At 66.1% G+C, this 18716-nt stretch carries 13 protein-coding genes; all 13 read right to left on the bottom strand.

Features of this window, described 5'->3' with window-relative positions:
* Positions 1–22: 22 nt before the first annotated feature.
* The 13 genes from U4Z64_RS23965 to U4Z64_RS23905 all read right to left on the bottom strand — a co-directional run bounded on the left by U4Z64_RS23965 (position 23) and on the right by U4Z64_RS23905 (position 18708).
* Positions 23–838: an ABC transporter substrate-binding protein gene (locus U4Z64_RS23965; RefSeq protein ID WP_321799658.1), complete on the bottom strand. Its 816-nt coding sequence runs from the start codon at positions 836–838 to the stop codon at positions 23–25.
* A gap of 452 nt (positions 839–1290) precedes the next feature.
* Entirely contained in the window at positions 1291–2595 is a 1305-nt protein-coding gene (locus U4Z64_RS23960; RefSeq protein WP_124485536.1) for an MFS family transporter, read from the bottom strand.
* 235 nt (positions 2596–2830) lie between these two features.
* Positions 2831–4510 carry a SpoVR family protein gene (locus tag U4Z64_RS23955; RefSeq protein ID WP_044843597.1) on the bottom strand — a complete coding sequence of 560 codons (1680 nt, stop codon included), beginning with the start codon at positions 4508–4510 and terminating at the stop codon, positions 2831–2833.
* A complete protein-coding gene (locus tag U4Z64_RS23950) occupies positions 4507–5775 on the bottom strand; it encodes a YeaH/YhbH family protein (protein WP_044843598.1) in 1269 nt (422 codons plus the stop codon). The genes U4Z64_RS23955 and U4Z64_RS23950 overlap by 4 nt, the downstream gene beginning before the upstream one ends.
* 126 nt (positions 5776–5901) lie before the next feature.
* A complete protein-coding gene (locus U4Z64_RS23945; protein WP_044843599.1) occupies positions 5902–7824 on the bottom strand; it encodes a PrkA family serine protein kinase in 1923 nt (640 codons plus the stop codon).
* A gap of 543 nt (positions 7825–8367) precedes the next feature.
* A complete protein-coding gene (locus U4Z64_RS23940) occupies positions 8368–10125 on the bottom strand; it encodes a methyl-accepting chemotaxis protein (protein WP_321821268.1) in 1758 nt (585 codons plus the stop codon).
* A 278-nt stretch (positions 10126–10403) separates the two neighbouring features.
* A complete protein-coding gene (rbsK, locus tag U4Z64_RS23935; protein WP_321821267.1) occupies positions 10404–11333 on the bottom strand; it encodes a ribokinase in 930 nt (309 codons plus the stop codon).
* Positions 11330–12361 carry a LacI family DNA-binding transcriptional regulator gene (locus U4Z64_RS23930; protein WP_044843601.1) on the bottom strand — a complete coding sequence of 344 codons (1032 nt, stop codon included), beginning with the start codon at positions 12359–12361 and terminating at the stop codon, positions 11330–11332. The genes rbsK and U4Z64_RS23930 overlap by 4 nt, the downstream gene beginning before the upstream one ends.
* A gap of 35 nt (positions 12362–12396) precedes the next feature.
* Positions 12397–13416 (bottom strand): ABC transporter permease, encoded by a 1020-nt coding sequence (locus U4Z64_RS23925; protein ID WP_321810039.1) that lies wholly within the window; start codon positions 13414–13416, stop codon positions 12397–12399.
* Positions 13413–15026, bottom strand: coding sequence for a sugar ABC transporter ATP-binding protein (locus tag U4Z64_RS23920; protein ID WP_321821266.1), 1614 nt, complete (start codon positions 15024–15026; stop codon positions 13413–13415). Before U4Z64_RS23920 ends, U4Z64_RS23925 begins: the two co-directional genes overlap by 4 nt.
* Positions 15027–15171: 145 nt before the next feature.
* Positions 15172–16122: a sugar ABC transporter substrate-binding protein gene (locus tag U4Z64_RS23915; RefSeq protein ID WP_044843604.1), complete on the bottom strand. Its 951-nt coding sequence runs from the start codon at positions 16120–16122 to the stop codon at positions 15172–15174.
* A gap of 520 nt (positions 16123–16642) precedes the next feature.
* The gene (locus U4Z64_RS23910; RefSeq protein WP_044843605.1) at positions 16643–17569 is read right to left on the bottom strand and encodes a CysB family HTH-type transcriptional regulator; all 927 of its coding nucleotides are present in this window, start codon (positions 17567–17569) and stop codon (positions 16643–16645) included.
* An 80-nt stretch (positions 17570–17649) separates the two neighbouring features.
* Positions 17650–18708: a sulfate/molybdate ABC transporter ATP-binding protein gene (locus U4Z64_RS23905; protein ID WP_044843606.1), complete on the bottom strand. Its 1059-nt coding sequence runs from the start codon at positions 18706–18708 to the stop codon at positions 17650–17652.
* Between the last annotated feature and the right edge of the window lie 8 nt (positions 18709–18716).

The following is an 18716-nucleotide window of genomic DNA, read 5'->3' as shown; positions in this document are numbered from 1 at the left end:
CGCGGCGCGCCCTGCATGCGCCTCAGGTCTTGTCGCCGATGCGGAAGATGCGCGTGAGCGGCGTCTTCGTCGTCGGACCGAACCACGCGTCGTAGATCTGGCCCGCGCGGCCATTCGCCTCGAGCCCCTTCAGCGTGTCGTTCACGAAGCCGAGCAGGCGCGTCTCGCCCTTCGGCACGCCGACGCCCATGTAGTCGTTCGAGATCGTGAATGCCGGGATCTCGTAGTTCTGCTTGTCGGGCACGTTCGCGAGCAGGCCGATCAGCTTCGGGCCGTCCTGCGTGATCGCCTGCACGTTGCCGGCGCGCAGCGCGGCGAACGCGAACGGCGTGTCGTCGTACGCGACGATCGTCGCCTTCGGGAATTTCTCGCGCAGCGTGATCTCGTTCGTCGTGCCCTTGTCCGCGCCGACGCGCAAGCCGTTCAGCTGGTCGGCCGATTTCAGCACGCCCTTCTTCGCGAGAAACTGCTGGCCCGACGAGAAATACGGGATGCTGAAGTCGACCTGCTTCGCGCGCTCGTCGGTGATCGTGAAGTTCGCGAGCACCAGGTCGACCTTGCCGGAGGTCAGGAACGGAATGCGGTTCGCGGGATTGGTCGGCTGCAGCTGCAGCTTCACGCCGAGCTTGTCGGCCAGCGCCTTCGCATAGTCGACGTCGAGGCCGACGATGTGATTGCTCTTGCCGTCGACATAGCCGAACGGCGGATTGCTGTCGAAGGTCGCGACGCGCAGCACGCCGGCCTTCTTGATGTCGTCGAGGCGGTCCGCGTGCGCGACCGTGCCGGCCGTAACGAGTGCGGCCCCGACGAGCCACGTAGCGAGAGTGTGGAATTTCATGAGCACGACCTGATTTGTTATGAAGGCCGGCGCGGATCGCGCGGCGGCCGGTTCGAGGAACATCGCGACGCTGTGTGTCGTCGCGAAGCCGCTAACGTATCAGCGCGTGCGGCGATTCCGAACCAACAAATGGTGCTTTGCTCTGCGGGTTTCGTGATGAGGCTTGCAGCGGCTGCATGCGGCGCATGCGCACAAAAAAACGCCCGCTGCACGCAGCGGGCGCGAATCCCAGTCAAGGAGGTGTCACACGAACTACGCGTTCAGAATAAGCGCATCGTCCGCTGCGGACAACGAAGCGATTCCGATATCGATATCGTGCGCCCCGCGATGAGCTTGCACGCGCGCATGCGAAAACGCCACGCATAAAAAACGGCGCTCCGCCTGCATGGCGGAGCGCCGTCCTGTTGCACGTTGCCGGTCGATGCGGGCAACCCGGCGGGCTGCCCTGCCGATCACGGTTCGTGACGCAGGTACCCTTCCTTGCTCGGATCGCGCATCCGCCACGACACGATCAGCGAGATCGCGCACAGCACCGTCACGTACCAGTAGAAGGTTTCCTCGCTGCCGATCGACTTGAACCACAGCGCGACGTACTCGGCCGAGCCGCCGAAGATCGCGTTCGCGACCGCATACGACAGGCCGACGCCCATCGCGCGCACTTCGGGCGGGAACATCTCGGCCTTGATGAGGCCGCTGATCGACGTGTAGAAGCTGACAATCGCCAGCGCGATCGTGATCAGCACGAACGCGGCCGTCGGGCTCGTGACGGTCTTCAGCGCGTGCATCAGCGGCACCGTGCCGATCACCGCGAACGTGCCGAACAGGATCATCGACGTGCGGCGGCCGATCTTGTCGGACAGCGCGCCGAACACCGGCTGGATCAGCATGTAGACGAGCAGCGCGACGGTCATCACGTTGCTGGCCGTCTTCGCATGCATGCCGGCCGTGTTCACGAGGTATTTCTGCATGTACGTCGTGAAGGTGTAGAAGATCAGCGAGCCGCCGGCCGTGAAACCGACCACCGTGAAGAAGGCGCCCTTGTGCTGCCACACGCCGCGGATCGTGCCCGCGTCCTTCTTGTCACGCGATGCGCTCGTCGACGTCTCGTCGAGCGATTTGCGCAGGTACAGCGAGATCAGCGCGGCCGCCGCCCCGCAGACGAACGGAATGCGCCAGCCCCACGCCTTCAGCTCGTCGTTCGACAGCGCCTGCTGCAGGATCACGAGCACCAGCAGCGCGCACAGCTGGCCGCCGATCAGCGTCACGTACTGGAACGACGCGAAGAAACCGCGCCGCCCCTTCAGCGCGACTTCGCTCATGTAGGTTGCGCTCGTCCCGTATTCGCCGCCCACCGACAGCCCCTGGAACAGGCGCGCGACCAGCAGCAGCGCCGGCGCCAGCGCGCCGATCTGCGCATAGGTCGGCAGCACCGCGATCACGAGCGAGCCGCCGCACATCATCAGCACCGAGATCATCATCGCCGTGCGACGGCCGTGACGGTCGGCGATGCGGCCGAACAGCCAGCCGCCGATCGGACGCATCAGGAAGCCGGCCGCGAACACGCCGGCCGTGTTCAGCAGCTGCGTGGTCGTGTTGCCGCTCGGGAAGAACGCCGGTGCGAAGTACAGCGCGCAGAACGAGTAGATGTAGAAGTCGAACCACTCGACGAGGTTGCCCGACGAGGCGCCGACGATGGCGAACACGCGCCGCCGGGTGTCATGCGCGGACAGCGCAGCTTGGTCGGTCTGGACGTCCATGGGTTGGTCTGTTCCTTTTAGTGCTTTCTGGGCGAGACGGCTCGCGGGCCGTCGCGTACGGTCGCACGTGGCACCGGTTCCGGCGGCACGGCGCTACGGGATTTTAGCGAAATGTAAAGTAACGGGCTTTCCGGGTTCGTCCGGATGTAGAAAATTTTTCTCCCGGTACGCGTTCGTCATATGAAAACGCCAGCCCTCAGGCTGGCGTCCGGTGCAAACTGTTCTCGGGCGATCGTCAGACGCGCACCTCCGGCGGCACGTAGCGGCACTCGTAGCGCTTGCGCACGGTCCCGGCCTCGTCGACGCTTTCCAGGAACACGTCGAACTGCCAGAGCCGCGCCATGTGCTTGAGCACTTCCTCGCTGTCGTTCGACAGATGGCGGTTGTCGGTCATGAAATGGCGCAGCGTGAGGCTGCGGTCGCCGCGTGTGTTCACGGCCCACACCTGGATGTTCGGCTCGCGGTGATGGATGTCGTACTGCCGCGACAACGCCTGCCGCACGTACTGGTAGCCGGACTCGTCGTGGATCGCCGACACCTCGAGCGAATCGCGCATGTCGTCGTCGAGCACCGAGAACAGCCGCATCTCGCGGATCAGGTTCGGCGACAGGTACTGCGCGATGAAGCTCTCGTCCTTGAAGTTGCGCATCGCGTAGTGCATCGCCGGCAGCCACGGGGTGCCCGCGATCTCCGGAAACCACTTGTAGTCCTCTTCCGTCGGCGCCTCGCAGATCCGGCGGATGTCACTCATCATCGAGAAGCCGAGCGCATACGGGTTGATCCCGCTGTAGTACGGCTTCGTGACGGGCGGCTGGTAGACCACGTTGCTGTGCGAGTGCAGGAACTCCATCATGAAGCCGTCTTCCAGCTTGCCCTGGTTGTACAGCGTATTCAGCAGCGTGTAGTGCCAGAACGTCGCCCAGCCTTCGTTCATCACCTGCGTCTGCCGCTGCGGATAGAAGTACTGGCCGATCTTGCGCACGATGCGGATCACTTCCCGCTCCCACGGCTCGAGCAGCGGCGCGTTCTTCTCCGCGAAATACAGCAGGTTCTCCTGCGGCTCAGGCGGATAGCGTCCTTCCTGCTCCTCCATCTGCTCGGGCTTCTTGCCCGGCAGCGTGCGCCACAGCTCGTTGACCTGCGACTGCAGATACGCCTCGCGCTCGCGCCGCAGCGCGGCCTCCTTCGACAACGACGGCTTCTGCGGCCGCTTGTAGCGGTCGACGCCGTAGTTCATCAGCGCATGGCACGAATCGAGCAGTTCCTCGACGCGATCGAGGCCGTAGCGCTCCTCGCATTCGGCGACGTAGTTCTTCGCGTACACGAGATAGTCGATGATCGCGTGCGCGTCGGTCCACAGCCGGAACAGGTAGTTGCCCTTGAAGAAGGAGTTGTGCCCGTACGCCGCGTGCGCGATGACGAGCGCCTGCATCGTCATCGTGTTCTCTTCCATCAGATACGCGATGCAGGGATTCGAGTTGATGACGATTTCGTACGCGAGGCCCATCTGGCCGCGGCGATAGCTTTTCTCGGTCGCGAGGAAGTGCTTGCCGAACGACCAGTGGCGATAGTTGACCGGCATCCCGACCGACGCGTACGCATCCATCATCTGCTCGGCGCTGATCAGCTCGAGCTGGATCGGATAGATGTCGAGCTCGTACTGCTCGGCGACCTGCGAGATGTGCGTGTCGTATTCCTCGAGCAGCTCGAACGTCCAGTCGGACGGGCACGGCAGCGGCTTGCGTTCGGCAACGTTCATACGCGCTTCCTTCTGCCCGGCACCGGGCAAGTCGGCGGCCGGCGCCGCCGGTTCGGTCCGGCCGCTTTGCTGCGATGCGGCAGGGCCGGCCGTGTCGTCGCCGGAAGGGCGCGGCGCATAGCCGCGCGACTCGTTGTGCAGATGGCGGGTCGTCATGACATTTCCACCTGCTTTTCGAACAATTCGCGAAATACCGGGTAAATATCGGCAGCCGATTCGACTTTCTTCATCGCGAGGTGCGGTTGCGACAGCGCCAGCTGTGCGTACTCCAGCCACAGGTTCTGCTCTTCCGGGGCGACCTGGATATACGCGAAGTAACGCGTCTTGGTGAGGATATCCTCTTCCAGGATTTTGCGACACTTCGGCGAATCGTCAGTCCAGTTGTCGCCGTCGGACGCCTGCGCGCCGTAGATGTTCCACTCGGTCGGCGAGTAACGCTCGTTCATCACCTTGCGCATCAGCTCGAGCGCGCTCGACACGACGGTGCCGCCGCTTTCGGTCGAATGGAAGAAGGTGTCCTCGTCGACCTCCTCGGCGCGCGTGTGGTGACGGATGAACACGACTTCGATGCGCTCGTAGTTGCGCTTCAGGAACAGGTACAGCAGGATGAAGAAGCGTTTCGCGAGATCCTTGCGCTGCTCGTCCATCGAGCCCGACACGTCCATCAGGCAGAACATCACGGCCTGGCTCGACGGTTGCGGCTGCTTCACGCGGTTGATGTAGCGCAGGTCGAACGGATCGATGAACGGGATCCGCCAGATGCGCCCCTTCAGATGATGGATCTCGGCCTCGAGCGTCGCGATATCCTCGCGACGGTCTTCCGGATCGAGCTTCATCACCTCGAGCCGCGCTTCGAGTTCGCGCAGCTCGTTGACGAGCGGCGAACCGAGCGCGATGCGTCGCCCGAGCGCGCTGCGCAGCGAGCGCACGACGTCGATGTTGTTCGGCGTGCCTTCCGCCGACCAGCCCGCGCGCACGTTCTTCCAGCTCGGCACCGTCAGCAGGTGCGTCTTCACGAGGCGCGGCAGTTCGAGGTCGTCGAAGAAGTACTGCATGAATTCGTCGCGGGACAACTCGAACACGAAGTCGTCCTGCCCTTCGCCTTCGTTGCTCGCCTGACTGCCGCCGCCGCCCGAGCCGCCCTGCGGACGCGGAATCTTGTCGCCGCGCACGTAGTCCTCGTTGCCCGGGTGCACGTATTCGCGACGCCCGCCCGGCGCGTGCCGGAAATTCGGCTCGGCGATGTCCTTGCGCGGAATCGTGATGCTTTGCGTGCTCTGGATATCCTTGATGCTACGGTCGCGCACCGCGTCGGACACGGCACGACGAATGTAGTTCTTGACGCGACGCAGAAAGCGTTCGCGGTTGGCGATGCTCTTGTTCTTGCCGGCCAGCCTGCGGTCGATGATTTGATGAAGCACTCCCGGTCTCCCGCTCGAAAGTCGATCTGCCGGGGCACTCGCCGCGCATGCCGTCTGCCGTCATGCGGGCGGCGCCTCTGAAAGCGCCCGTACGGACTCGCCGCACGGGCGCGGTACCGCGCCGCGTCATGACGACTTGCGCACGCGCAGGTACCAGTCGCAAAGCAGCCTCACCTGCTTCGGCGTATAGCCCTTCGCGACCATCCGGTTCACAAAGTCCTCATGCTTGCGTTGCTCCTCCGCCGAGCCCTTCGCATTGAACGAAATGACCGGCAACAGTTCCTCGGTATTCGAGAACATCTTCTTCTCGATCACGACGCGCAACTTCTCGTAGCTCGTCCACACGGGGTTCTTCCCGGCGTTCGCCGCCCGTGCACGCAACACGAAGTTCACGATCTCGTTGCGGAAATCCTTCGGATTGCTGATCCCCGCCGGCTTCTCGATCTTCTCCAGTTCCGCATTCAGCGCGGCGCGGTCGAAGCTCTCGCCCGTGTCGTGATCGCGGAATTCCTGGTCCTGGATCCAGAAGTCCGCATACGTGACGTAGCGGTCGAAGATGTTCTGCCCGTACTCCGAATACGACTCGAGGTAAGCCGTCTGGATCTCCTTGCCGATGAACTCCGCGTAGCGCGACGCGAGCACGTCCTTCACGAACGACAGGTACTTCTGCTCGGTCTCCGGCGGGAACTGCTCGCGTTCGATCTGCTGTTCGAGCACGTACATCAGGTGCACGGGGTTGGCCGCGACCTCGCTCGAGTCGAAGTTGAACACGCGCGACAGGATCTTGAACGCGAAGCGCGTCGACACGCCGGTCATTCCTTCGTCCACGCCCGCGTAGTCGCGATACTCCTGGTACGACTTCGCTTTCGGATCGGTGTCCTTCAGGTTTTCGCCGTCATACACCTGCATCTTCGAGAACAGGCTCGAATTCTCCGGCTCATGCAGGCGCGACAGCACCGAGAACTGCGACATCATCTTCAGCGTGCCCGGCGCGCACACGGCCTCGGCCAGCGACGAGTTGCGGATCAGCTTCTCGTAGATCTTGATCTCTTCCGACACGCGCAGGCAGTACGGCACCTTCACGACGAAGATCCGGTCGAGCAGTGCCTCGTTGTTGCGGTTGTTGCGGAAGGCCTTCCATTCCGATTCGTTCGAGTGCGCGAGGATCACGCCGTCGAACGGAATCGCGCCGAATCCTTCGGTGCCCTTGAAGTTGCCTTCCTGCGTCGCGGTCAGCAACGGGTGCAGCACCTTGATCGGCGCCTTGAACATTTCGACGAATTCGAGCAGGCCCTGGTTCGCCAGGCACAGGCCGCCCGAGTAGCTGTACGCATCGGCGTCGTCCTGCGCATACTGTTCGAGCTTGCGGATGTCGACCTTGCCGACGAGCGACGAGATGTCCTGGTTGTTCTCGTCGCCAGGTTCCGTCTTCGCGATGCCGATCTGCCGCAGGATCGACGGAAAGCGGCGTACCACGCGGAACTGGCGGATATCGCCGTTGTATTCGTGCAGGCGCTTGACGGCCCACGGACTCAGGATGCTCTTCAGGTAGCGGCGCGGAATGCCGTACTGCTCTTCGAGGATCGGGCCGTCTTCGTCGTAGTCGAACAGCCCGAGCGGCGATTCGTTGACGGGCGAACCCTTCAGCGCATAGAACGGCACGCGCTCCATCAGCTGCTTCAGGCGCTCGGCGATCGACGACTTGCCGCCGCCCACCGGGCCGAGCAGGTAGAGAATCTGCTTCTTCTCTTCGAGCCCTTGCGCAGCGTGGCGGAAGTACGCGACCACCTGCTCGATCACTTCCTCCATTCCGTAGAATTCACGGAACGCGGGATAGACCTTGATAACCTTGTTCGCGAAGATCCGCGACAGGCGCGGGTCGATGCGGGTATCGATTTGTTCGGGTTCCCCGATTGCAGCCAGCATGCGTTCGCCAGCCGTGGCGTACGCTGACGGATCGTTCTTGCAGAGCGCGAGGTACTCCTCCAGCGAGAACTCTTCCTCTCGCGTTTTTTCGAAGCGGTTCGCGAAGCTGCTGTAAATATCCATGCTACCTCCCTCGCCTGAGTCTGAAGACGTGCCTGCCTTCTATGACTGCGCAGAAGCAAGCGCGTTCGAATTCATCCTAAACCCTTTCTTATTTTTTTTCACGAACTCTTCGTATGAAGTTCGTCATTCTCGACAACACCGCTTGGACAACGCATTTCGACGCTTTACAATCGATCTCCCGTGTCGCAGAAACGGCATCCGCCACCTCTCGTCGAGCATCGGAACGTCTCGTGCGTTGGACACCTCCGTCGTCGTCGCGGCACCCTTCACTCCCCCTTCATCCCTAGACGTTCGAGCGGACGTTTACGACGACACGCTGCGCGCGCCGTTACAAATTTTTTTCGCATCGTCCGGAGATACCCGTAGTGCGGATGCGAACACGCAGCGCGCGGCGACGCACGAACTTTCACGTGCGCTGTCACATTCCATCGGTCGAAACGACGACGCCCGCATGTCGCGGGCGTCGTGTGCTGCCAAATGGGGAGAGATACGGGGAGAGATACCGGGGAGCGTTACCGCGAAAAGATGCGCGTCACGCGCGAATCAGAACGTTTCCCAGTCGTCGGCGCCGGCAGCCACCGGAGCGGGCGCGGCGGCCGCGGCAGCCGGCTTGCGCACCGGCGCGGCGCGCTTCGGCGCTGCATCACGATCGTTGCGCGCCACGGCCGGCGCGGGCGGCGAAACCGGCACCGCAGCCGCTGCGGGCACCGCGCGCGGCGCCTGACGTGCGGCGGCAGCGGTCGCCGGCTGCGCCGCGTCGTCGTCGATCCGGAACACCGACGCCGTCTCGCGCAGGCGCGCGGCCTGTTCGTCGAGCGATTGCGCGGCGGCCGCCGCTTCCTCGACGAGCGCGGCGTTCTGCTGGGTGACCTCGTCCATCTGCGCGACCGCGCGCGCGACCTGGTCGATGCCGCCGCTCTGTTCCTCGGACGCCGCCGCGATCTCGCCCATGATGTCGGTCACGCGCTGCACCGCACCGATCACGTCGCTCATCGTGCGGCCGGCTTCGTCGACCAGCGTCGACCCCGTCCGGATGCGCTCCACCGACGCGTCGATCAGCATCTTGATCTCCTTGGCCGCGCTCGACGAACGCTGCGCGAGACTGCGCACCTCGCCCGCCACGACCGCGAAGCCGCGGCCTTCCTCGCCGGCGCGCGCGGCCTCGACCGCCGCGTTCAGCGCCAGGATGTTGGTCTGGAACGCGATTCCCTCGATGATCGCGATGATGTCCGCGATCTTCGCGGAGCTGTCGTTGATCTCGCCCATCGTGCCGACCACCTGGCCGACCACCGTATTGCCCTTGTTTGCAATCTCCGACGCGTTCGCGGCCAGCGAGCTTGCCTGCCGCGCATTGTCCGCGTTCTGCTTCACGGTGCCGGTCAGCTGCTCCATGCTCGATGCGGTTTCCTGCAGCGCGGACGCCTGCTCTTCCGTGCGCGACGATAGGTCGATGTTGCCGGCGGCGATCTGGCGCGCCGCGGTCGCGATCGACTCGCTGCCGCCGCGCACGGTGCGCACCGTGTCGACGAGGCCGCGCTGCATCCTCGCGAGACCGTCCAGGAGTTGGCCCATTTCGTCGCGCCGATGCACGACGATCGAGCGGCGCAGGTCGCCCGCGGCGATCGCGTCGAAATGCGCGAGCGCGTCCGCGAGCGGACGGCCGATCGCACGGCTGAGCGTCAGCCAGGAAAACGCGGCGGCAACCAGACCGGCCGCCAGCAGGACGATCGACAGCACGCGCAGCGTCTCGTACAACGATTCCGCGCGGTCGAAGCCCGCCTGCCCGTCGGTGAACTGGAAATTGCGCAGTGCTTCGCCCGCAACCGAGAGCTCGTTATAAAGCGTCGAGAGCTGCTTGGCGCCCTCGCCGATCCGGTCGTGGTCGCCCGCCGCGACCAGCCCTACGAACGCGTCGCAACTGCGCTGCAGCGCCTGCCGCTTCGCGGCGACGTCCTGCGCGAGCCGGTCTTCCTCCGGGCCGCGCGGCAGTGCAAGGTATTTTTGCCACCACGCGTCGGACTGCGTGCGCATCGCGCGGCTGCGTTCCACGGCCGCAGCCGAGTCGGGCGTGCCCGCCAGCAGCGCGGCGCGATCGAGCGCCAGGCGCTCGCGCGCCGCGTACATTTCGGCAACGGCCACGTCGACCGCGCTCGGCATCTGGTTCGTGAAAATCTCGCGCGTCGCGTCGTTCGAGCGCGTCATCCCGTACACGCCGAGCACGCCGATCACACCCAGCAGTACCGCGAGAAACGCCATCGTCAAACCGATGCGCGCACGTATCGTCAGGTTTCCGATCACCATCATTCTTCCTGTATTGCGTCGTCGTGAACGGGCAAGGCCCGTTTTTCGAAACAGTGTTTCGCCCAGGTGTATTTACGACCGGATGTTGCGCAGCTTGATGGTATTCACATCAATTTTTTCAGCAATTCATCCGTTCATTACGGATTTCAGAATAATAGGGGCGAAGCATCGCCGGCCGCTTCGCGAACGCACGTCGCAAGCAATCGAGGTCAGGCAAATGGGGAAAGATGGCCGGCCGCCTGCTGTCGCACGCGCCGGCCGGGATGCGCGATCCAGCCCTATTCGGCCAGTTCGGCGAGCGTGGGAATCGACGGCTGCGCGCCTGCGCGCGTGACCGACAGCGCCGCCGCGCGTTGCGCGAAGCGGATGGCGGCGTCGACGTCCGCGCCGGCCGCGAGCCGTGCGGAGAAACCGCCGATGAAGGTGTCGCCCGCCGCGGTCGTGTCGACCGCCTTGACGACGGGGGCCGGATAGTGGCGTGCCGCGCCGTCGGCCGTCAGCGCGAACACGCCGCGCGCGCCGAGCGTGATCAGCACATTGCGCGCGCCGGCTGCCCGCAACGCACGCGCCGCGGCTTCCGCCTCGGCCGGATTGCGCACCGGCAGCCCGGTCAGCGCGGCCGCCTCGACTTCGTTCGGGATCAGGTAATCGACCAGCGGCAGCCAGCCGTCCGGCAGCGGCGCGACGGCAGGCGCCGGATTGAGCACCACGGTGCGGCCGAGCCGCCGTCCGGCCGACAGCGCGGCGAACACGGCGTCCGGCGGCGTCTCGAGCTGGCAGATCAGCACGTCGGTCGCGGCCAGCGCCGCCTCGTGCCGCGCCACCGTATCCGTCGTGACTTCGCCGTTGCCGCCCGCGACGATCACGATCGTGTTCTGGCTGGCGTCGTCGACGACGATCAAGGCGACGCCGGTCGACGCCGCCTTGCTCGTCGCGAGCCGCGAGCAGTCGATGCCTTCGGTCTCGAGGCCGGCCCGCAGCGCGGCGCCGTGCGCATCCGCGCCGACGCAGCCGATCATCGCGACCTGCGCGCCGAGCCGTGCGGCCGCGACGGCCTGGTTGCCGCCCTTGCCCCCCGCGGCCTGCGCATACGCGTGACCGGCGAGCGTTTCGCCCGGCAACGGCAGCCGCGACGCCCGTACGACGAGATCCATGTTGAGGCTGCCGACCACCGTCACGCGGCCGGCGCCTGCCGCACGCGCCGTCATGGGCGAGCACCGGGCGCGGCCGGCTCGCGGTAGACCGCCGTCGATTCGCGCAGCACGAGCCGCGGCGACACGACGCGGCGACGGCTCGGCGCGGCCGTCGAGCCGCCGCCGATCCGCTCGATCAGCGTCTGCGCGGCCATTTCGCCGAGGGCGCGCACCGACTGGCCGACCGTCGACAGCGCCGGATACGTATAACGGGAGAATTCGATGTCGTCGAAGCCGATGATCGAGCAGTCGTCCGGCACGCGCATGCCGCGCTCGGCCGCCGCGCGCAGCGCGCCGACGCCCATCAGGTCGTTGCCCGCGAAAATCGCGCTCGGGTGCACCGACTCGAACAGCCGCGATGCCGCGTGATAGCCGCCCAGGCACGAAAAATCGCTTTCCGCGATCGCGCCCGGCACGATGTCGATCCCGCGCTCGGCCATCGCGCGGATGAAGCCGTGCACGCGCATCGCGCTGACGGCCGTGTCGGTCGGCCCGGTGATGCAGCCGATCTTCGCGTGCCCGAGTTCGAGCAGATGACGCGTCGCCAGGTAGGCGCCGCGTTCGTGGTCGATCTGCACGAGATCGGCCGCGAGCCCCTCGATGTTGCGGTCGACGACGACGAGCGGCGCATGCGCGTCGGCGAGCGTCTGCGCGAGCACCGCGTCCTCGCCGGCCGACGCGACGATCAGCCCGTCGATGCGCTTTTCCTGCAGCACGCGCAGGTAGTTGCGCTGCTTCACGGGATCGTCGTCCGAGTTGCAGAAGAACACGCAATAGCCGTTGGCCGCGCACTGGTCCTCGATGCCGCGCGCAAGCTCCGCGAAGTACGGATTCGTGCTGTTCGGCACGACGAGGCCGATGGTCGCCGTCGAGCGCGCCTTCAGCGAGCGCGCCACGGCCGACGGCACGTAGTTCAGCTCGCGGATCGCGCCTTCGACCTTCGCACGCACATCCGCGGACACCGGCCGCGAATTGTTCACCACGTGCGAGACGGTCGTAAACGACACGCCCGCCATGGCCGCCACATCCTTGATCGTCGCCATTTCCCGTTTCTCTCTGGTCTGCTTTCTGTGTAGTTTTACCGGGCGCGCGCGCGCCGGCTGCGATACGTATCGAGCACGACCGCCACCACGATCACCGCCCCGGTGATGATCCGTTTGGTCGGCTCGTTCGCGCCGATCTGCGCCAGCCCCGCGGCCAGCACGGAAATGATCAACACGCCGAAGAACGTGCTGATCACCGAGCCGCGCCCGCCCATCAGGCTCGTGCCGCCGATCACGACGGCCGCGATCACCTGCAGTTCGAGGCCCACGCCCGCGTTCGGGTCGGCGGCCTCGAGCCGCGAGATCTGGAACAGCGACGCGAGCCCCGCGAGCGCGCCCATCAGTGCGAATACGAGGATTTTATACGGCCGCGGGTTAACCCCGGCAAGCCGGACGGCTTCTTCATTCGTGCCGATACCGACAAGATAGCGCCCGAACACGGTGCGCGTGAGCACGAACTGCGCCGCGATCATCACCGCGACCGCGATCAGGAACGCCGGCGAGATGCCGAGCGCGATCGGGTTCGACAGGAAATCGAACGCGTCGCCGATGTAGGCCGTGCGCGAATTCGTCAGCTGGTACGCGACACCGCGCGCGGCCTCGAGCACGCCGAGCGACACGATGAACGACGGAATCCGCCAGCCCACCGTGATCGCGCCCGTCAGCGAGCCGGTCACGGTCGCGACCGCGATCCCGATCAGCGCGGCGGGCAGCGGCCCCCAATGCCATTTCAGCGCGGCCACGCTGACCATCGACGCGGCCAGCGCGAGCACCGAGCCGACCGACAGGTCGATGCCGGCGATGATCAGCACGAACGTCATCCCGACCGACATCACGACGAGATCGGGGATCTGGTTCGCGATCGTGCTGAACGTATCGTAGGTCAGGAAATGCGAGCTGAGCGTCGAGAACAGCACGATCATCGCGGCGAGCGCGCCGGCGAGCCCGAGATAGTTCGACACGCCGAGCCGCGTGCCGGACAGCGTGCGCGCGCGGCGCCCGGTCACGTCCTGCTGCGCGCCGGCGTCGCTCGGGGATACGGGAGGCTGGGTCATTGCTGTCGTCCTGTCGTCGAAGAGGCGGAAGCCGCGCGCGGCGCGCTTTCCGCATCCGGATGGCGTGCGCCGTCCGGCAGCGCTGCGCGGCCGAAGCCGGCGAACGCCGCGGCCAGCAGCGCATCCTGGGTCCAGTTGCCGCGTTCGAACACGGCGGTCATGCGGCCGGCCGACATCACGCCGATCCGGTCGCAGATCAGCATCAGCTCGCGCAGGTCGCTCGAGACGACCACCAGCGCCCGGCCCTCGCGCGCGAGCGCGCCCATCAGCGTGTAGATCTCGAATTTGGCGCCGACGTCGATCCCGCGGGTCGGTTCGTCGAACAGCAGCACGCCCATGTCGCGCGCGAGCCAGCGGCCGATCACGACCTTCTGCTGGTTGCCGCCCGACAGTTCGCCGACCGCCTGCGCGGCGCCGTGGGTGCGGATCCGCAGCGCGTCGATCTGCTGCTCGGCGAGCGCCGTCTCGCGCGCCGTATCGACGATGCCGCCGCGCGCGAGCCGGTCGAGCTGGCCGAGCGACACGTTCGACGTGACCGACTGCGACAGCAGCAACCCTTCGCCCTTGCGGTCCTCGGTGATCAGCGCGATGCCGTGCTTCACCGCGTCGACGGGCGAGCCGATGCGCGCCGGCTTCAGCGGATCGCCGACCGCGATCATCCCGGCGTCCGGCGTGTCCGCACCGTAGATCAGCCGCAGCAATTCGGTGCGCCCGGCACCGATCAGCCCCGAGATGCCGAAGATTTCGCCCGAGCGCACTTCGAGCGACACGTCCTGCACGGCCGTGCCGCGCGTCATGCCCGACACGACGAGGCGCGGCGCGCCGATGCGGCGCGCGCCGAGGTCGATGTGCTCGCCGACCTCGCGCCCGACCATCAGCGTGACGAGCCCGTCGGACGTCGTCGCGGCCATGTCGCCGACGTGCACGAGCCGGCCGTCGCGCAGCACCGCGACACGCTCGGCGACCCGCGCGAGTTCCTCGAGCCGGTGCGAGATGTAGACGATCGCCACGCCGCGCGCCTTCAGCCGGTCGATCTGCTCGAACAGCAGTTCGACCTCGCGCGCGGTCAGCATCGCGGTCGGTTCGTCGAGGATCAGCACACGGCAGTCGCCGATCAGGTTGCGCGCGATCTCGACCATCTGCTGGTGGCCGATGCCGAGTGCGCCGACCGGCGTATCGGGATCGACCGCGTCGAGCCCGACCTGCGCCATCGCGGCACGCGCATCGTCGCGCAGCCGCGCGCGATCGATGATGCCGAAGCGCCGCGGCAGACGGTTCAGGAACAGGTTCTCGGCGACCGTCAGCGTCGGCAGCAGGTTCAGCTCCTGCATCACCATGCGCACGCCGAGCGCCTCGGCCTGCGTGCGGCTCGCCGGCGCGTAGGCCTGGCCGCCGAGTTGCATCGTGCCGGTCGTCGGGTCGATGAGCCCGCCGATGATCTTCGACAGCGTGCTCTTGCCGGCGCCGTTCTCGCCCGTCAGCGCGAGCGCTTCACCCGGCACGAGCGTCAACGTGACGTCGGCGAGCACAGGTTCGGCGTAGGTCTTGCCCACACCGGAGACGGACAACACGGGAACGGCTGAACGGGAGGGTTGGAAGGTCGGTTCCATCGCGATCCTGGTTGCGGCCGCGCGCACGCGGCGCGCGGGTGTGACGCTCACAAGTGCATGTGCATGCAGTGGCCGTGATCGCGCTCACTCCGTATAACGGCCGCCGGGCCCGCTTCTTGAGGCCGGCGGCCGCGACGGGGCGGCGTTACTTCGTCACGAGATCCACCGGCGTCTCGACCACGCCGGACATGTCGGCCTGCTTGCGATGCTCGGCGATCGCCTTGAGCGCCGTGTCGATGCCGAACACGGCCTGCTTCGCCGCGTACTGGTCGGCGGTCGCGAGCACACGGCCGTCCTTCAGCATCGGCCTGATCGCGTTGATGTTGTCGTAGCCGACCACGAACACCTTGCCCTGCTTGCCCGCCGCGCGCACGGCCGACACGGCGCCGATCGCCATGTTGTCGTTGCCGCACAGCAACGCGCGCAGGTTCGGGTATTCGTTGAGCATCGCGGACGCAACCGCATTGCCCTTGTCGATCTCCCATTCGCCCGACTGCACCGACACGACCTTCATCCCGCCCGCCTTCATCGCGTCCTCGAAGCCGGCCGTGCGCTGCTGCGCGTTGGTCGTCGTCGACACGCCCTCGAGGATGCCGACCTGGTCGCCCGCCTTCAGCCGCTTCGCGAGGTAGTCGCCGATCTTGCGCGCGCCCTTGCGGTTGTCGGGGCCGACGAACGGCACGTTCAGGTTCTTCGATTTCAGCACGTCCGGGTCGAGCCGGTTGTCGATGTTCACGACGGTGATGCCCGCGTCGACCGCCTTCTTCACGACCGGCACGAGCGCCTTCGAATCGGCCGGCGCGAGCACGATCGCATCGACCTTCGACACGATCATCTGCTCGACGATGCGAATCTGGTTCGCGGTGTCGGTCTCGTCCTTGATGCCGTTCGTGATCAGGTCGAACTGGCCGGCGTTGTGCTTCTGGTATTCCTTCGCGCCGTTTTCCATCGTCAGGAAGAACTCGTTGGCGAGCGACTTCATCACGAGCGCGACCTTCGGCTTGGCCGCAGCCTGCGCATGGACGGCCGGTGCGGCAGCGACCGCGACGGCGGCAAGCGCGGCGGTCAGGAAGCGACGGCGAAAGAGGACATTCATACACATCTCCTGGCGACTGGCCCGACGGGCCAGATTATTGTTTGACTGTTGTTTTAATGTGAGCAAACGTTTGCGCTACACTTCCCGGGCATTGGCCATCGTTGCTGCTTGTCGGTACCACGGAATGGAAGCGAGGCAGACGGCCGACTGCCTGGCGCGTGCTGTCGTCGACGCGCCACCGCCGGCGGGACGCCGGCGGAGTGGAAGCTATGCTGTACCGTTTCGGATCGACGCGCAACCCGTCTGATCAATATTTAAGGGTTTATTCGGAGCGCGCGGTTGCACGTGCCGATTGCGGCGCGTTACATGATCGAAGCGAGGTACGCGCATGCGCCCTCTTGTTTTTCTGTTGACCGGCGATTGGTTGACGGCCGCCGCTCACGGCAACCCGGCTTGTGAGCGACAGCTTCGATCGAAGGACCGACGCGTCGGCACGCCCTGAGATGGCGGATGCAGCATCGGCGCCCGATGCAACGCGTCCGAAGGGCGCCTGCCGCGCCCCCGGAACATCGTCCGGCCGTCAGACCGCTTCGCGCAGCAGCCCGGCGATTTCCGCTTCGTTAAGATGCGGCGCGAACATCTCGATCAGCCGGTACGCATACGCGCGCAGGAATGCGCCCTTGCGCAACCCGACCCGCGTCGTGCTCGCCTCGAACAGGTGCTGCGTGTCGAGCGCGACGAGCCCGGTGTCGCGCTGCGGATCGAAGGCCATTGCCGCGACGACGCCGATCCCCATGCCGAGCTCGACGTAGGTCTTGATCACGTCCGCGTCGATTGCAGTCAGCACGACGTCGGGCACGGCGCCGGCCTGCGCGAATGCCTGGTCGATGTGCGAGCGGCCCGTGAAGTCCTGGTCATACGTGATGATCGGGTACTCGGCGATTTCGTCGAGCGTCAGGTTCTCGCGGCCGACGAGCGGATGCCCCTTCGGCACGACGACCGTGTGGTGCCACGAATAGCACGGGAACGTGACGATGTCCGGATAGCGATCGAGCGCCTCGGTCGAGATGCCGAGATCGGCTTCGCCGTTCAGGATCATCTGCGCGATCTGCTGCGGGCTGCCCTGGCGCAGCGCGAGATGCACCTTCGGAAACACCTCGGTGAACTGGCGGATCACCTTCGGCAGCGCGTAGCGCGCCTGCGTGTGGGTCGTCGCGACGACGAGGTGGCCGCTGTCCTGGTCCGCGAACTGGCGCGCGACACGGCGCAGGTTTTCCGCATCCAGCAGCATCCGCTCGATCAGCTGGTGCACGGCCTTGCCGGGCTCCGTGAGCCCCGTGAGCCGCTTGCCGCGCCGGATGAAGATATCGACGCCCAGTTCATCCTCGAGATCCTTGATCTGCTTCGACACGCCCGACTGCGACGTGTACAGCACGTTCGCGACTTCCGTCAGGTTCATGTTCTGCCGCACGGCCTCGCGCACGAAACGCAATTGCTGAAAATTCATGGGTATGCCTCTTAGGCTGTCGTTGTTTGAATGTCGATTCGGAGCGGTATCCGCCCTCTTCTCTTTACCGCGGCCGGGCGTCAGTGCGCGGGAAACACGCGGACCGCGCGCGGCACGGCCGTCGCGCCGTCGCCGACCTGCAGCGCGAGCGCACGCCACGCGTCGCGATCGAGTTCCGCTTCGAGTGCGCCGCCCGTGCGCGCCTCGAGTTCGACCCGCACCGAGCCGCCGAGCGGGATCACGCGGCGCACGTCGACCGCGATGCCGTCGCGATGGTCGTCGCCGGCCGGCCACAGCTGCAGGTCGTGCGGCCGCACGTATGCGTTCGCGGGGCCCGCGAAATCGGCGTCGACCGCGATCGGCGCGGCCGCCCCCTCGGCCACGAAGCCGCGCCCGGCGACCGTGCCCGGCAACCGGTTCGCCGCACCGAGGAATTCGTAGACGAACGCGCTTTGCGGATGATCGTAGACGTCCTGCGGGCTGCCGACCTGCTCCACATGACCGCGGTTCAGCACGACGATCCGGTCGGCCACTTCCAGCGCCTCCTCCTGGTCGTGCGTGACGAAGATCGTCGAGATGTGCAGGTCGTCGTGCAGGCGCCGCAGCCAGCCGCGCAGTTCCTTGCGCACCTTCGCGTCGAGCGCGCCGAACGGCTCGTCGAGCAGCAGCACCTTCGGCTCGACCGCGAGCGCGCGGGCCAGCGCGATCCGCTGACGCTGGCCGCCCGACAGCTCGGACGGGTAGCGCTGCGCGAGCCAGTCGAGCTGCACGAGCTTCAGCAGTTCGTGCACTTTCTCGCGGATCACGGCTTCCGACGGCCGCTCGCGGCGCGGCTTCACGCGCAGCCCGAACGCGACGTTCTCGAACACGGTCATGTGGCGGAACAGCGCGTAATGCTGGAACACGAAACCGACCTGGCGCTCGCGCGCGCCGACCGACGCGACGTCGAGCCCCTGCAGCACGACCTGGCCGGCGTCCGCGTGCTCGAGGCCCGCGATCACGCGCAGCAGCGTGGTCTTGCCGCAGCCGGACGGCCCGAGCAGTGCGACGAGCTCGCCCGGCGGAAAGTCGAGCGACACGTTGTCGAGCGCGGTGAAATCGCCGAAGCGCTTCTGAAGGTGACGGACGGTGATACCCATTCTGGTTG

The sequence above is a fragment of the Burkholderia sp. BCC1996 genome, from assembly GCF_905339955.1.
Lineage (GTDB): Bacteria > Pseudomonadota > Gammaproteobacteria > Burkholderiales > Burkholderiaceae > Burkholderia.
This window is presented reverse-complemented; position numbering and strand designations above follow the sequence as displayed.

Coding starts and splice junctions, on each gene's coding strand:
- U4Z64_RS23965 (WP_321799658.1), bottom strand. CDS start 838: ATGAAATTCCACACTCTCGCTACGTGGCTCGTCGGGGCCGCACTCGTT.
- U4Z64_RS23960 (WP_124485536.1), bottom strand. CDS start 2,595: ATGGACGTCCAGACCGACCAAGCTGCGCTGTCCGCGCATGACACCCGG.
- U4Z64_RS23955 (WP_044843597.1), bottom strand. CDS start 4,510: ATGACGACCCGCCATCTGCACAACGAGTCGCGCGGCTATGCGCCGCGC.
- U4Z64_RS23945 (WP_044843599.1), bottom strand. CDS start 7,824: ATGGATATTTACAGCAGCTTCGCGAACCGCTTCGAAAAAACGCGAGAG.
- U4Z64_RS23940 (WP_321821268.1), bottom strand. CDS start 10,125: ATGGTGATCGGAAACCTGACGATACGTGCGCGCATCGGTTTGACGATG.
- rbsK (WP_321821267.1), bottom strand. CDS start 11,333: ATGACGGCGCGTGCGGCAGGCGCCGGCCGCGTGACGGTGGTCGGCAGC.
- U4Z64_RS23930 (WP_044843601.1), bottom strand. CDS start 12,361: ATGGCGACGATCAAGGATGTGGCGGCCATGGCGGGCGTGTCGTTTACG.
- U4Z64_RS23925 (WP_321810039.1), bottom strand. CDS start 13,416: ATGACCCAGCCTCCCGTATCCCCGAGCGACGCCGGCGCGCAGCAGGAC.
- U4Z64_RS23920 (WP_321821266.1), bottom strand. CDS start 15,026: ATGGAACCGACCTTCCAACCCTCCCGTTCAGCCGTTCCCGTGTTGTCC.
- U4Z64_RS23915 (WP_044843604.1), bottom strand. CDS start 16,122: ATGAATGTCCTCTTTCGCCGTCGCTTCCTGACCGCCGCGCTTGCCGCC.
- U4Z64_RS23910 (WP_044843605.1), bottom strand. CDS start 17,569: ATGAATTTTCAGCAATTGCGTTTCGTGCGCGAGGCCGTGCGGCAGAAC.
- U4Z64_RS23905 (WP_044843606.1), bottom strand. CDS start 18,708: ATGGGTATCACCGTCCGTCACCTTCAGAAGCGCTTCGGCGATTTCACC.